The 14321-nt window shown below is 68.5% G+C and carries 14 protein-coding genes; 8 read left to right on the top strand and 6 right to left on the bottom strand.

The features are described 5' to 3' along the window. Positions 1-137 precede the first annotated feature (137 nt). The gene (locus AC6RIC_RS05020; RefSeq protein WP_499735354.1) at positions 138-1652 is read left to right on the top strand and encodes a methyl-accepting chemotaxis protein; all 1515 of its coding nucleotides are present in this window, start codon (positions 138-140) and stop codon (positions 1650-1652) included. A gap of 22 nt (positions 1653-1674) precedes the next feature. On the opposite strand, the gene AC6RIC_RS05015 is transcribed toward AC6RIC_RS05020, so the two are convergent. From AC6RIC_RS05015 to AC6RIC_RS04990, 6 genes are all read right to left on the bottom strand, one after another. After that, entirely contained in the window at positions 1675-2334 is a 660-nt protein-coding gene (locus AC6RIC_RS05015; RefSeq protein ID WP_499735353.1) for a class I SAM-dependent methyltransferase, read from the bottom strand. Beyond that, entirely contained in the window at positions 2331-3485 is a 1155-nt protein-coding gene (locus AC6RIC_RS05010) for a glycosyltransferase family 4 protein (protein WP_499735352.1), read from the bottom strand. Before AC6RIC_RS05010 ends, AC6RIC_RS05015 begins: the two co-directional genes overlap by 4 nt. A 47-nt stretch (positions 3486-3532) precedes the next feature. After that, on the bottom strand, positions 3533-5014 hold the full coding sequence (locus AC6RIC_RS05005) for a S8 family serine peptidase (RefSeq protein ID WP_499735351.1): 1482 nt from the start codon (positions 5012-5014) through the stop codon (positions 3533-3535). Between the two features lie 61 nt (positions 5015-5075). Then, positions 5076-5768, bottom strand: coding sequence for a hypothetical protein (locus tag AC6RIC_RS05000; RefSeq protein ID WP_499735350.1), 693 nt, complete (start codon positions 5766-5768; stop codon positions 5076-5078). A gap of 48 nt (positions 5769-5816) precedes the next feature. Beyond that, positions 5817-6377: a sigma-70 family RNA polymerase sigma factor gene (locus AC6RIC_RS04995; protein WP_454655183.1), complete on the bottom strand. Its 561-nt coding sequence runs from the start codon at positions 6375-6377 to the stop codon at positions 5817-5819. A gap of 251 nt (positions 6378-6628) precedes the next feature. Continuing rightward, entirely contained in the window at positions 6629-7003 is a 375-nt protein-coding gene (locus tag AC6RIC_RS04990; RefSeq protein ID WP_454034762.1) for a DUF6481 family protein, read from the bottom strand. A gap of 344 nt (positions 7004-7347) precedes the next feature. Here AC6RIC_RS04990 and proB point away from each other — a divergent pair, with 344 nt between their 5' ends. The 7 genes from proB (at position 7348) to AC6RIC_RS04955 (ending at position 14123) form a co-directional block, all read left to right on the top strand. Then, the gene (proB, locus tag AC6RIC_RS04985; protein WP_499735349.1) at positions 7348-8472 is read left to right on the top strand and encodes a glutamate 5-kinase; all 1125 of its coding nucleotides are present in this window, start codon (positions 7348-7350) and stop codon (positions 8470-8472) included. Positions 8473-8583: 111 nt separating this feature from the next. Beyond that, the gene (locus AC6RIC_RS04980) at positions 8584-9825 is read left to right on the top strand and encodes a glutamate-5-semialdehyde dehydrogenase (protein WP_499736556.1); all 1242 of its coding nucleotides are present in this window, start codon (positions 8584-8586) and stop codon (positions 9823-9825) included. A gap of 15 nt (positions 9826-9840) precedes the next feature. Beyond that, the gene (locus AC6RIC_RS04975) at positions 9841-10464 is read left to right on the top strand and encodes a nicotinate-nucleotide adenylyltransferase (RefSeq protein ID WP_499735348.1); all 624 of its coding nucleotides are present in this window, start codon (positions 9841-9843) and stop codon (positions 10462-10464) included. 181 nt (positions 10465-10645) lie between these two features. Then, positions 10646-10945, top strand: a complete 300-nt coding sequence (gene rsfS / locus AC6RIC_RS04970) for a ribosome silencing factor (protein WP_499735347.1) — start codon at positions 10646-10648, stop codon at positions 10943-10945. A 12-nt stretch (positions 10946-10957) separates the two neighbouring features. Continuing rightward, positions 10958-11437, top strand: coding sequence for a 23S rRNA (pseudouridine(1915)-N(3))-methyltransferase RlmH (gene rlmH / locus AC6RIC_RS04965; protein WP_499735346.1), 480 nt, complete (start codon positions 10958-10960; stop codon positions 11435-11437). Next, positions 11434-12780: a murein hydrolase activator EnvC family protein gene (locus AC6RIC_RS04960; protein ID WP_499735345.1), complete on the top strand. Its 1347-nt coding sequence runs from the start codon at positions 11434-11436 to the stop codon at positions 12778-12780. Before rlmH ends, AC6RIC_RS04960 begins: the two co-directional genes overlap by 4 nt. Then, positions 12780-14123 carry a S41 family peptidase gene (locus AC6RIC_RS04955; protein ID WP_499736555.1) on the top strand — a complete coding sequence of 448 codons (1344 nt, stop codon included), beginning with the start codon at positions 12780-12782 and terminating at the stop codon, positions 14121-14123. The genes AC6RIC_RS04960 and AC6RIC_RS04955 overlap by 1 nt, the downstream gene beginning before the upstream one ends. Positions 14124-14321 lie beyond the last annotated feature (198 nt).

Raw genomic sequence — 14321 nt, 5'->3', positions numbered from 1 at the left:
TTCGCAATGCACAATAATGCGGAATAACTCGTATAAATTGATCCACATCAAAAAATGCACTCATAGGTTTTTAACCTCGAAGGGCCATGGTCGGTCTCCGGCGGGAACAGTTTCCGCCCGAGGCTGAGGACCTCCTGATGTCGGCACTGGATCATCTCGCCAAGCGGCTCGCCTTCATGCAGCTCGGCCCGGAGGCGCAGGCGCGCATACGCGACGTCGGTGATGCTCTGGGCTCGTCCGTTCCGGGCGCACTCGACGCCTTCTACAAGCAGCTGCGCGCCTTTCCCGAAACGAAGGCGTTCTTCAGCAACGAACAGCACATCGAAAGCGCCAAGCAGCGCCAGGGCAAGCACTGGAGTGGCATCGCCACCGGCACCTTCGACGATCAATATGTCGGCGCCGTCACCCAGGTCGGAAGGATCCATGCCCGCATCGGGCTGGAGCCGCGCTGGTATATCGGCGGCTACGCACTGATCCTCGAAAAGCTGCTCGCCGGTGTGCTCGAAGCGCGCTGGCCCCGGAATGCATTGGGCAGGCGCATGCCCGGCGCCGAGGAGCGATCGGCCGAGATCGGCGCCATCGTCAAGGCGGCATTGCTCGACATGGACTATGCCATCACCGTCTATCTCGAAGCCTCCGAGGAGGCCCGGCTGAAGGCCGAGGCCGAGGCCCGCGCCCTCGAACAGGCCAAGGCGGCCGAGCGTGAGCAAGCCATCGCCTGCGTCAGCCAGAGCATGGCCGCGCTCGCCGAGGGCGACCTGACCTATCGCATGAGCGCCGAAATCCCGGCCGAATATTCCGAGATCCGCGACCATTTCAACGGCGCCATGGCGCGTCTCCAGGAGATGGTCGGCACGATCAAGGCGACCTCGGCGGCGATCGCCTCCTCCTCGCAGGAGATCAGCACCGGCGCCCAGGACCTCTCGATGCGCACCGAGCAGCAGGCCTCGGCGCTGGAAGAGAGCGCTGCGACGACCGAGCAGCTCGCGGCTTCGGTCAAGACTTCGACGCAGGCCTCGCGTGAATCCGTTTCGCTCGCCGACGAAGCCCGCAATGTGGCGCGCACCGGCGGTGACATCGTCCGCGAGGCCGTCGAGGCGATGGCCCGGATCGAGGGTGCTTCGAAGCGCATCTCGGAGATCACCGACGTGATCGACGGCATCGCCTTCCAGACCAACCTGCTGGCGCTCAATGCCGCCGTCGAGGCGGCCCGTGCCGGCGATGCCGGCCGCGGCTTCGCGGTCGTCGCCGCCGAGGTCCGGGCGCTGGCCCAGCGTTCGGCCGGCGCCGCCAAGGACATCACAGGCCTGATCTCATCCTCGGACGTAGAGGTCGCCGAAGGCGTCAAGCTCGTCCGCCAGGCGGGCGAGACACTCGACCGCATCGTCGCGGCCTCCGCAAAGGTCTCCAGCACGGTCGAGGAGATCGCCTCCGCCTCCAGCGAGCAGGCCAACGGCATCGACGAGATGAGCCAGACCGTCAGCCATATGGACGAGATCACCCAGCAGAACGCGGCGCTGGCCGAGGAAAGCGCCGCCTCGGCCCGCGTGCTGCTCGACCAGATCGAGCAGCTCAACCGACTGGTCGCGGCCTTCCGGACCGAACAGAACGGGGCTGTCGGCAGCGCCACGATCCGGCGGCGCGCAGCCTAGCCTTCCCGGTCTGGCGGCAAACCTACCCGGCGAGCCGCCAGACCGAACTGCGCTTGATCTCGGCATCCTCCAGCGCGCGCGTCACCGGCACCTCATAGGTCGCGAGCGCTTCCAGCCTTTCGCGTGGCAGATAGCTGCGGCCGGGATCGCCGATCAGCACCGTTGCGCCTCGCGCCGACAGCCCGGACAACCAGCCGATGACGCGCTCGGCCATCTCGCGCTCGTAGCAGACGTCGCCGGCGCAGACGACGTCCCAGCCCTCGTCACGACCGATCAGGTCCTCACAGCGCGGCGTCACCGCGACACCGTTCGCCTCGGCATTGATGCCGATCGCCGCTGCCGCGAAGGCATCGATATCGCAGGCCTCGACCGGCGCCGCTCCGACCTTCGCCGCCGCGATCGCGACGAGCCCGGAGCCCGAGGCGAAGTCGAGCATCCGCCGCCCGGCGACGATCTCCGGATGATCCAGCAGATAGCGCGCCAGCGCCTGCCCGCCGGCCCAGGCGAAGGCCCAGAACGGCGGCGGCAGGCCGATCACGGCAAGCTCGTCCTCCGTCTTCTGCCAGAGCTCGGTCGCCTCCTCGGCGACATGCAATGCGAGCTCCGGCGCATAGGGCACCGGCAGCAGCCGGGTGTGGGCGCGGATGAAGGCTTCGCGATCGAGGGCGGCGGCCTCGCTCATGCCGCGGCGTCCGGCGGGGCGCGGCCGAGCAGGCTGAGATAAAGCGCCTTCACCCCGTTCATCACGTCGCGCTCGGTATGCCCGTCGAGCAGGCGGGCGCGGGCGCTCTCGCCCATGCGCTCAACGAGGCGCGGAGCACCGGCGAGGGCGACGAGCGCCCGGGCCAGCGCCACGGCATCGTCGGCCGGCACGACCATGCCGTCCTGCCCGTCGCGCACGAAACTGCGGCAGCCCGGCACATCCGTGGTCAGGATCGCCCGGCCGCAGGACGCCGCCTCCAGGATGGTGCGGGGCAGGCCCTCCCCGCCCCGCGATGGCAGGATGCAGAGATGATGCGCCTTCCAGACACCCTCGATATCGCGCGTCGGCCCGGCCCAGTTGACGCCTGGCCGCGCCGCCCATTCCTTCAGCGTCGCCTCGGGGATAGCCTTGGGATTGGACGGGTCAGGCGCGCCATGGATGGTGAGCGTGACCTTGGCACCCTCGGCCCGCGCGAGCCGGACCGCCTCGACGGCAAGGTCGACGCCCTTGGACCAGAGCATACGCGCCACCAGCGCGACCTTGAGCGGCGGCGACGGCGGCATCGGCGAGGGCATCAGGATCAGCGGATCGACGCCGGCCCCGCCGACGATCACGACCTTCGTGGTGTCCTGCGGATCGAGCCCGAGGGTGACGGGGTCGTCTGGATTCTCGAACAAGAAGCGCACCTGCGGCCCGTCGATGGCGCCGCGCAGCCAGGTGATCGCCGCGAAGCGGGCCATCGCCGCGAGCGCGCCCTGCTTCGCGCCGAGGAAGCCGAGCCCGGTCAGCGCATAGACCCGGCGCTCGACGCCCGCCAGCTTGCCGGCAAGACCCGCGAGCGCGATCGGCTTCAGCGCGATACAATGCAGGATGTCGGGCTTCTCCGCCGCGATCAGGCGTTTCAGCGCCCCGATCTGCTTGAACAGCGCGCGCGGATCGAGGCTGCGCCGTTCCGCCTCCAGCCCGATCAGCCGCGCCCCGGTCGCCTCGATCACGCGCCGGTGGTTGCGCTCGCGCGCGATCACCGCGACATCGAAGCCGAGTTCGCGCGCCGCGCGCGCCATCGGCAGGAAATGCGAGGCGAAGAACCAGTCCTCGGTAACGACGAAGAGAAGCTTGGGGCGCGGCATCGCGCCATCAGGCCGATGCGGCGGCGAAGGTCAAGCCCGCTGGCAGATCAGGGTCGCGCGGTCGCGACCGGCAGCACGCGAGCGAGCGCCGTCGGCGGATCGATCCGGCCGGCGCCATAGACCGGGTCGCGCCCGCGCGAGCCGAGATCGGTCGCGCTTTCGGCGAGCACCCGGCGGGCGCCATCCGAATCGAGCTCCGGCTGCTTTTCGAGCAGGAGCGCGACCAACGCCGTGACATGGGCGGCAGCGATCGAGGTGCCCGAGGTGAAGGCGTAGCGCCCGCCGGGCTCGGCCGTCAGCACGTCGACGCCGGGCGCCGCGATAGCAACGTAAGCACCGCGATTGGCGTCGCTGAAGACCTTGTCCTCGGCATCGGTCGCTGTCACCGCGATCACGCTCGGATCGGCGCCGGGATAGAGCGGAGCCGACCGCGCACCGCCATTGCCGGCGGCGGCGACGGTGATGACGCCGCGCTCCTTCGCGCCGGCGAGAGCCTTGGAGAGCAGGCGATCCTGCGGGCCAGCGAAGCTGAGATTGACCACCTTGGCGCGCTGCTGGACGACCCATTCGAGCGCGGTGACGATCTGGAACGACTTACCGTTGGCGGAAGCCGCCTGCGGGCCGCCGAAGGCGCGGGCGACGATGAGGCGGGCCGCAGGCGCAATGCCCTGCAGCTCGCCATGGGCGACGATCGCCGTCGCCATCGAGGTGCCATGGGCATGCGGCGTCGCCAGCCCGTCGACCGCGTCGAGATAACCTAGGACCGAACCCCGGATCTCGGGATGCTCCATGTCGACGCCGGAATCGATCAGGCCGACTCGGATATTGCGCCCCTGCGCAAACTTGCGCGCCTCGCTTAGCCTCAGCTTGTCGACCACATATTGCGGCGGCAGGATGCGCCGAACCGCCGCGCTACCCCGCGCCGCCGTTGTGGGGTCCGCCAGCCGCAGGCCCTGTGTCGGAGCAGGCGTGCTCGCCTCCGAGGACGCGGTGGACGCGCCCGCCGGCGCGCCGGTGCCGGACAGCGAATCCTGCTGCAGTTCGAAGAGGAAGTTCGGCTGCGCCCCGGCGATATTGGTGTCGTCGCCCATCTCGGTGAGCACGGCGCGCAGGTCGCGTCCCGCCTCGAGCTTGGCCCGGATGATGGTGACGCCGGCGAGATCGAAGCGCTGGCGCGCAATCAATGTCGCGCCATAGCGGCGCAGCACGGTTTCCGCCTCGACATTGGGCGCGAGCTCGAACAGCACCTCGTCGGGCACGAACCGGTTCTCGTCGAGCGCCGGAACGATGCTGCGCTGGGTCCGCGGCTGGAGCCAGGAGCCCGGCGGCACGCGCATCGAGCGATTGGTTCCGCCGGCCGAGGGCTGCTGCGGGCTCGTCGTCGGCGCGACACGCTTGCCGTCGCCGCTCCCGACAGCCGTTTGGGCGGAAGCCAGCCCCGGCACGAGCGCCAGCACGCATGCGAGCAGGCCGGCACCGGCGAGGCACCGAACCGTGGATTTGCGGAGAGCAAACGGGGACGGCAGCATGACCTGACCCTCCTGCGACGACGACATCATGCCATGGCGCCTTGCAACCGCACCAGCCGGATCACGGCGCCGGTGCGACGAAGCTGACGATCGCGCTCTCGCCCTTCATTCGCGTCGCGATCGCATCGAGCTGGGCGGAGGAGAGCGAGGCATCGCCGACGCGCACCTTGAAGAAGCCGTTTGCGCGCGGGCCATCGACCACCGAGGCATCGAAACGCTTGAAGAAGGAGGCGATCTCGCCGGCCCGCGCTTCGGGCGAGAAACTCAGGAGCACATAGCTTTCCGAAGGCCGCGCGCCCGGCGCCGAGGCGGTCTGGAAGCCCGGGCCGCCGTCACGCAGCGCAAGCCCGGTGATCGCCACGCCCTGCAGCGCGATCAGGGCGATGGCCGCAGCGCTGGCATAGGCGAGGCGGCGCGGCGACTGTGCGGCCAGAAGCCCGCCGAGCCAGCCGAGAAGGCCACGGCTGTTCTCCTGGGCGCGGGCTAGAAGAGGCACCGGACGGGCTTCGGCCTCGATACCGGCCATCAGCTTGTCGAGAGCGTTATGAGAGGGAGCCCCGAGGCTCTCGTTGAGCAGCACCGTCTCGGCCATGTCGTCGCGGATGAGGTCGAGCCGGGCGGCGAGCTCGGCATCGGCGGCGAGCGCGGTCTCGACGCGGCGCTTGTCGGCGTCGGAGATCCGGCCGTTGGCATAGAAGGGCAGCAGCTCCTCGAGCTCGCGGCGCTTCGGATCGCTGGCGATGCTGTCGTTCATCACGCCACTCCCTGGGCGGCGGGGCCGCGCCTCATGAAAACGGAAATCTTACGGCCAGCCGCGGTCGATGCCGGCTGCCTTGAGCATCTCGCCCAGCTTCTTGCGGGCGTGGAAAAGCCGGGTCTTGACGGTGTTCTCGGGGATGCCGACGATCCGCGCGACCTCCTCGACGGAAGTCTCGTGGTAATAGACGAGGTCGATGACCTCGCGATGCTCGACCGAGAGCCGCTCGAGGCAGGCGCGGATGGCGAGACCCTTGTCCTGCTTCTGCAGCACGATCTCGGGGCCGTCGGCGTCGTCTTCGAGGCTTTCGGCATAGTCCTCGTCCAGCTCGGCGTCGCGGCGCTTGCGCAGCAGCGACCAGGCCTTGTTCCGGGCAATGGCGAGCAGCCAGGTCGAGACCGAGGCGCGAGCCTCGAACCGGTCCGCCTGTCGCCACAGATCCATGAACACGTCACTGATCACATCCTCGGCAAGCGTCTCGTCGCGGACGAGCCGCAGCACGAAACGGTAGACCCGCACCTGATGCCGCGAAAACAGCACCTTCATCGCGAGCCGGTCACCAGAGGCGATCCGTTTGACGAGATCCTCGTCCGATTCCGTATGCATTGCCCCTCGAAGGCCAGGCATCCCGGCTCGCATCCGGTTGTCGCGGCGAGCGGGGAAAAGGTTCAACCCGGCGCGCACATTAATCTGCATGCGCGGATTTGCCGATAGGTCGGCGGGGATCGGAGAGGAGTTTTTTGCCCGAAAAGCAGCCATTGCGCGGCGCGGACGCTGCCAACACAGTTAAGCGGATATGAAAAGGGGCGCTCACGGCGCCCCAGATCGCATTCAGGTGTATGCGGAAATTCCTGGCCTCAGCGGCGCTTGCCGGCCGTGCGCATCTGCATGTACTGCACGGCTTCCAGCAGCACCTTGCGCGGACGCTCGGCATCGCGCTTGGCCTGTTCGGCCTTGCGGGCGACTTCGCGGGCGATCTCTTCCTGGCGCTTCTCTTCCTCGATGCGCGCACGCTCGATCGCTTCCAGGCGCTCCTTCTCGGCCCGGATCTTCGCCTTCTCGGCTTCGCGCTCGGCGCGAGCCTGGGCGATGGCTTCCCGCTCCTCGCGTCGCTGCACCATCACCGGGTCGTCGGCCTTCGGCCGGGCCTTGAAACGCTCGAGCAGCGCCTTCTTGGCATTGGCGGAATTGGACTGGCGGTCGGTAAAGCTGCGGTCGTTCGGGTTCTTCAAGGGTGATCTTCTCTCGGGTTGTTACGGGCGTTTACTCGGCCTGCGCGGGCGAGATAATCCAGATCCGGCCGGATTGGTATCGAAATCGACGCGCGGCAGCCCCGCTTCCAGCGCTTATCGGGCGGCAGGTCCTGCATACTGCACGCTTGAAACGCATGAGAACGGCAGGATCGGCACCCTTCAGGCGGGCGGGCCGGATCCTGCATATGGGCAGCCCGCCCCGCCCTGTCAATGCAAACGGCCGGTGGCGGACGGTATTGGGGCTCGAAAAGCAGCTCTATGCTTTACAAGCGCCGCATTTTCCCCAACAGGCAGGGCGACTGCCGCAACAACGTCGTGCTCCCGTGAAGACGCCTCAGCTCTCCGATTTCCGTCGCATCGTCGTCAAGGTCGGCTCCAGCCTGCTGGTCGACCGCAGCCGCGGCCGCCTACGTCATGCCTGGCTCGCGGCCCTGGCCGAGGACCTCGCCGACCTGCACCAGCGCGGTGCCGACGTGCTCGTCGTCTCCTCCGGTGCGATCGCGCTCGGGCGCACCGTGCTCGGCCTGCCCTCCGGCCCGCTGCGGCTGGAGGAGAGTCAGGCCGCTGCCGCCGTCGGCCAGATCGCGCTCGCCCGCAACTGGGCCGAAGCGCTCGGCGCCCATGGCCTGACCGCCGGACAGGTGCTGCTGACCCTGGCCGACACCGAGCAGCGCCGCCGCTATCTCAATGCGCGCGCGACGCTAGGCCGCCTGCTCGACCTGCGCGCCATCCCGGTCATCAACGAGAACGACACCGTCGCCACCACCGAGATTCGCTATGGCGACAACGACCGGCTCGCCGCCCGGGTCGCGACCATGGCCGGCGCTGATCTTCTGGTGCTGTTCTCCGATATCGACGGGCTCTATACCGCTCCGCCCGCGAAGGACCCGGGCGCGCGGCATATCCCCGTCGTCGAGCGGATCACCCCGGAGATCGACGCCATGGCCGGCGGGGCAGCCTCAGAATTGTCGCGCGGCGGCATGCGCACCAAGATCGAGGCCGGCAAGATCGCGGCGGCCGGAGGCACCCATATGCTGATCGCCGACGGACGCGCGAAGAACCCGCTCGCCAGCGTCGCCGAGGGCGGCCGCTGCACTTGGTTCCTCACCGGATCGACCCCCGCCACCGCGCGCAAGACCTGGATCGCCGGCTCGCTGGAGCCACGCGGCACGCTGCATCTCGATGCCGGCGCGGCCCGCGCGCTGCGCGGCGGCGCAAGCCTGCTGCCGGTCGGCGTCACCCGGATCGAGGGCGAGTTCGCGCGCGGCGACGCCGTGCTGATCCGCGATCCCGAAGGCCAGCTCCTCGGCCGCGGCCTCGTCGCCTATGACGCCTCCGACGCGGCGCTGGTGCTCGGCAAGGCCTCGCGCGATATCGAAGCCGTGCTGGGCTATCCCGGCCGCGCCGAGATGATCCACCGGGACGACATGGCGCTCGGGCTGGGCTAAGCTTCCTCACGGGCCGGCTTTCGCCGGCAAACCTTGGGCTTGAACGAGATGACCGGCGACAGCGCATTGCGCATCATCGCGACGAACGAGACGGCCGATGTCGGCCGCGTCATGCAGGAGCTAGGCCGCCGTGCCCGCACTGCCGCGCGCAAGGTCGCGCTCAGCCCGGCCGAACAGCGCAATGCGGCGCTCCTCGCCATGGCCGAGGCGCTGCGCGCCCGCACAGCCAAAATCCTCGCCGCCAATGCGCAGGACCTCGCGGACGGCAAGGCCGCAGGCTTGAGCGCTTCCTTCATGGACCGCCTCGCCCTCGACGAGAAACGCCTCGCGGCCATTGCGGACGCCGTCGCCGCGGTCGCCGACCTGCCCGATCCGCTCGGCCGCGTGCTGGCGGAATGGACCCGGCCGAACGGCCTGCGCTTCGAGCGTGTCGCGACGCCGCTCGGCGTCATCGCCGTGATCTTCGAGAGCCGCCCCAATGTGACGGCCGATGCCGGCGCGCTCTGCCTGAAGAGCGGCAATGCCGCGATCCTGCGGGCCGGCTCCGATTCCTTCCGCTCCTCGACCGAAATCGCCGCCGCGATGCGCGAAGGCCTGGAAGCCGCCGGCCTGCCCGCCGACGCGATCCAGCTCGTGCCGACGCGCGACCGCGCCGCTGTCGGCGAGATCCTCTCAGGGCTGAACGGCAATATCGACGTCGTCGTCCCGCGCGGCGGCAAGAGCTTGGTTGCCCGCGTCCAGAGCGAGGCGCGCGTGCCGGTCTTCGCCCATCTCGACGGCAACTGCCATGTCTATGTCGACGCGAAGGCCGATCTCGCCATGGCCCGCGAGATCCTGCTCAACGCCAAGCTCCGCCGCACCGGTGTCTGCGGCGCGGCCGAGACGCTGCTGGTCGACGAGGCCTGCGCGGCAACGCATCTCGCTCCGCTCGTCACCGCCCTGCTCGAAGCCGGTTGCGCCGTGCGCGGCGACGAGACCACCCGCGCCGTAGATGCGCGCGTGACCGCCGCGACCGAAGAGGACTGGGCGACCGAATATCTCGATCGGATCATTGCGGTGAAAACCGTGCCCGGCCTGGACGCAGCGATCGACCATATCGAGCGCTACGGCTCGCATCACACCGACGCGATCGTCACCGCCGACGAGGCCGCCGCCGCCCGCTTCCTCGCCGAGGTCGATTCCGCCATCGTCATCCACAACGCCTCGACCCAGTTCGCCGATGGCGGCGAATTCGGTTTCGGCGCCGAGATCGGCATCGCCACCGGCCGCATGCATGCGCGTGGTCCGGTCGGCGTCGAGCAGCTCTGCTCCTTCAAGTACCGCGTCCATGGCGCGGGCCAGACCCGGCCCTGAGGCGAAGCCCGGCGCATGACGAGCGAGCTTCCGCGCCTGCCGTCCCGGCTGCCCTCCTTCGCGCCGGGCTTGCGGATCGGACTGTTCGGCGGCAGCTTCAACCCGGCCCATGACGGTCACCGGCTGGCGAGCCTCACCGCGCTGCGCCGTCTCCAGCTTGATCGTGTCTGGTGGCTGGTCACGCCCGGCAATCCGCTCAAGGACAACGCCAGGCTACCCTCGCTCGCCGAGCGCATCCACCAGGCTGAGAACGTCGTGGGCCATGCCCGCATCGACGTCACCGGCGTCGAGGCGATGCTGCGCACGCGCTACACCGCCGACACGCTGCGCGCCTTGAAGCGGCGTTGCCCGGGCGTGAACTTCGTCTGGATCATGGGCTCCGACAATCTCGCCGGTTTCCACCGCTGGAACGAGTGGCGCGAGATCGCCCGGATGATGCCGATCGCGATCATCGACCGGCCGGGCTCGACCCACAGTGCCATGGCTTCGCCTGCCGCCAACTGGCTCTCGCGCTGGCGCCTGCCCGAAAGCCGGGCCGCGAGCCTGCCGCGCATGCAGCCTCCCGCCTGGGTCTTCCTGCATGGCAAGCGCTCGACGTTATCCTCGACGATGCTACGCCGGCAGGCCGGCCGCGATTGAACTCCGGCGCCTTCCGGCTTATTTTGGACCCATCGCGCCACACGCGCATCAGGATCGAGAGGATACGTCACTGACCCGTCAAACCCTTGGTGAAGCCGAGCCGAAGCCGCTTCCCCAGGCTGCCGTCGCGGACAATCCCTCTGCCGACAGCATCACCCTCGCCCTGCGTGTTCTCGAGGACATGAAGGCCGAGGACATCACGGTGATCGACCTCGTTGGCAAGACCTCGCTGGCCGACGCGATGATCATCGCCTCGGGCAACGTCAACCGCCATGTCGCCGCCATCTCGGATGCCCTGGTCGAAGCCCTCAAGGCTTCGGGACTGCCCACGCCCAACGTCGAAGGCGTCCCTGCCTGCGACTGGGTGCTGATCGATACCGGCGACATCATCATCCACGTCTTCCGGCCCGAAGTGCGCCAGTTCTACAATCTCGAGAAGATGTGGGGCACCGACCGGCCGAACGAACGCCTCGACAGCTGACGTTCGCTTCGCATGCGGCTCGCGGTCATCGCCGTCGGCCGGCTCAAGGATGGGCCGGAACGCGAACTCTGCGAGCGCTATCGTGAGCGCGGCCTCGCGCTTGGCCGCGGCATCGGCCTCAGCGGTCCCGACATCGTCGAGATCACCGAGGGCCGTGGCCGCCGCCCCGAGGAGCGCAAGCGCGAGGAAGCCCAAGCCATCCTTGCGAAAGTCCAACCCGGCCTGATCATCGCGCTCGACGAGCGCGGCCGCCAGCTCGGCAGCGATGCCTTCGCCACCCGCCTCGCCACCGCCCGCGATTCCGGCACCAGCCATGCCAGCCTGATCATCGGCGGTGCCGACGGCCTGAGCGAGGAGATCCGCGACAAGGCTGACATCACGCTGGCCTTCGGCGCGCTGACCATTCCGCACCAGATCGTGCGGGCGCTCGTGCTTGAGCAGCTCTATCGCGCGATGACGATTATCTCCGGCCACCCCTATCATCGCGTATGACCTTGCTGATTCGCCCCGGACTGCGCGGCCTGTGCCTTGCCGCCCTGCTGGCGAGTTCGGCCGCCGCCCTCGCCCAGGCGCCCCAGCCCGACCCGGAAGCCCTGCAGCGCGAGGCGATGCAGAAGCTCGTCGAGAAGCAGGCCCGCGAAAGCGAGCTCAAGGCGATCGAGCAGCGTCTCGCCGGAAACACCGAGGCTCGCGCGAATCTCGAAAAGGAAGTGGCTGCGATCCGCGCCGATCGCGCCGCCCTCAACAAGGCGTTGCTCGACACCACCGCGAAAACCCAGACCGCCGAAGAACGCTTGGGCGCGCTGGAAAACCGGCTCGGCCTGCTGCAATCCAGCGAAGCCGCGATCCGGCGCTCGCTCGAGGGCCGGCGCAACCTGATCGCCGAAGTGCTGGCCGCGTTGCAGCGCATCGGCCGGCGCCCGCCACCCGCCGTGCTGGTCCGCCCCGAGGATATCCTGGAAGCCGTGCGCGCCTCGATGCTGCTCGGCGCCGTCGTGCCGGACCTCCGGCAGGAGGTCGAGATCCTCGGCACCGACCTCGCCGAACTCGTGCGGCTGCGCCAGGGCATCGCCACCGAAAAAGGCCGGATCGGCACCGAGATGGAGCAGATCGCGGCCGAGCGCCAGCGCCTGGCCTCCCTGATCGAGGCGCGGCGCGAGCGCGAGGCCAGCGCCGCCAGGGATGTCGAGCAGCAAGCCGCCCTCGGCAAGGAGCTCGCCGGCCAGGCCCGCTCGATGCGGGATTTCGTCGAGAAGATCGAGAAGGAGATCTCCGTCGCCAACAAGGCGGCCGACGCCGCCCGTCAGGCGATCGAGCAGGAGACCCGCGAGCAGCGCGAGCGCATGACGGCGCTAGCCTTCAAGGATCCGGCGCGGCTTGCCCCCAAGATCGCCTTCGCCGAGGCGAAGGGCCTGCTCTCCCTGCCCGTATCGGGATCACGATTGCGTGGTTTCGGCGATCCTGACGGTGCCGGCGGCACCATTCGGGGGATTTCTCTGGAAACCCGCGCCAACGCCCTAGTTTCGGCGCCTTCCGACGCTTGGGTGGTGTATGCGGGACCGTTCCGTTCGTTCGGGCAACTCTTGATCCTGAACGCCGGCGGGGGGTACTACATCTTGCTAGCCGGCATGCAGCGGATCGATGTCGCGCTCAATCAGTTCGTGCTGGCCGGGGAGCCGGTTGCGACGATGGGCGAAACGTCGGAAGCTGCCGCGACGACTGTAGGGGTGGGAACCGGGCAGCCGGTTCTGTATATCGAATTCAGGAAAGACGGCGTCTCGATCGACCCGACGCCGTGGTGGACGAAATCGCAAGGCGAAAAGGTTCGCGGATGATGCGCAAGGTTTCCCTCGTTCTCGCCGGCGCCATCATGGGCGCGGGCCTGACAGGACTGGCTACCCAGACGAGGCTGCTGTCCTCGACCAGCGCGGTCGCGGCCTCGGCCGAGGTCTATCGCAGCCTCAACCTGTTCGGTGACATCTTCGAGAAGATCCGCACCGACTATGTCGACAAGCCCGACGAGCAGAAGCTGATCGAGGCCGCCATCAACGGCATGGTCTCCTCGCTTGACCCGCACTCCTCCTATCTCGACGCCAAGTCCTTCCGCGACATGGACACCGACATGCGCGGCCAGTTCGGCGGCCTCGGCATCGAGGTGACGATGGAGGACGGCGTCCTCAAGGTCGCCAAGCCGATCAGGGACACGCCCGCTTCCAAGGCCGGCATCCTCGCCAACGACATCATCCGCCAGATCGACGGCGCCGAGGTGAAGGGCCTGTCCCTGACCCAGGCGGTCGAGAAGATGCGCGGACTGATCAACACCCAGGTCACGCTGAAGATCGACCGCCCCGGCAAGACCGAGCCGCTCGAATTCACCCTGACCCGCTCGACCATCGTCGTCCCGGCCGTCGAGGAGCGTGTCGAGGGCGATATCGGCTATATCCGCATCGGCACCTTCTCCGAGCAGACCTATGACGGCCTGCGCAAGGCGATCGAGAAGACCACGAGCGAGATCGGCGCCGACAAGCTCAAGGGCTACATCATCGACCTCCGCAACAACCGCGGCGGGCGCCTCGACCAGTCTGTGCTGGTCTCCGACGCCTTCCTCGACCGCGGCAAGATCGTCTCGACCCGCGGCCGCAACGCCGAGGAGACCCAGGTCTTCAACGCCAAGTCGGGCGACCTGACCAAGGGCAAGCCGGTCGTGGTGCTGATCAACGGCTCGTCCGCCTCGGCGGCCGAGATCGTCGCCGGCGCCCTGCAGGACCACAAGCGCGCGACCGTGATGGGCACGCGCTCCTTCGGCAAGGGCTCGGTCCAGACCGTGATCCCGCTCGGCTCGAACGGCGGCCTGCGCCTGACCACGGCGCGCTACTACACGCCGTCGGGCAACTCGATCCAGGCCAAGGGTATCACGCCGGATATCGAGATCCAGCAGGAGATCCCGCAGGAGATCAAGGACAAGCTCGTCGAGAACAAGGGTGAAGCCGCACTCAAGGGCCATCTCAAGGCCGGCGAGGGCGAGGAGCAGTCCGGTTCGAGCTCCTATGTCCCCTCCGACGCGACCAAGGACACCCAGCTCGTCGCCGCGCTGAACCAGCTCCGCGGCGTCAAGAAGGATGTCGCGGCCCCCGCCGACAAGCCCGCGACGCCCGAAGCGCCCAAGCAGCCGAACTGAGCCTGCGGGCTTCCGAGGCGACAGGCCGAGAGCCGGTCCGGCTCTCGTTTCCAGATCGATAACGCGTGACCGATCGGATTGCGATGCAATCTGATCGGCGCGTACTCTGACGCGCGGGCTGCTGATTCGGGTCCGCGTCGCAATTTCGAGGACGGCCTCTCTCGGCCGATACGCCGCTGACGGAGCTCAATCGACCGC

Source organism: Allobosea sp. TBD101, assembly GCF_059817965.1.
The sequence above is the reverse complement of the archived record's forward strand: the minus strand, read 5'-3'. Positions and strand labels throughout refer to the sequence as shown.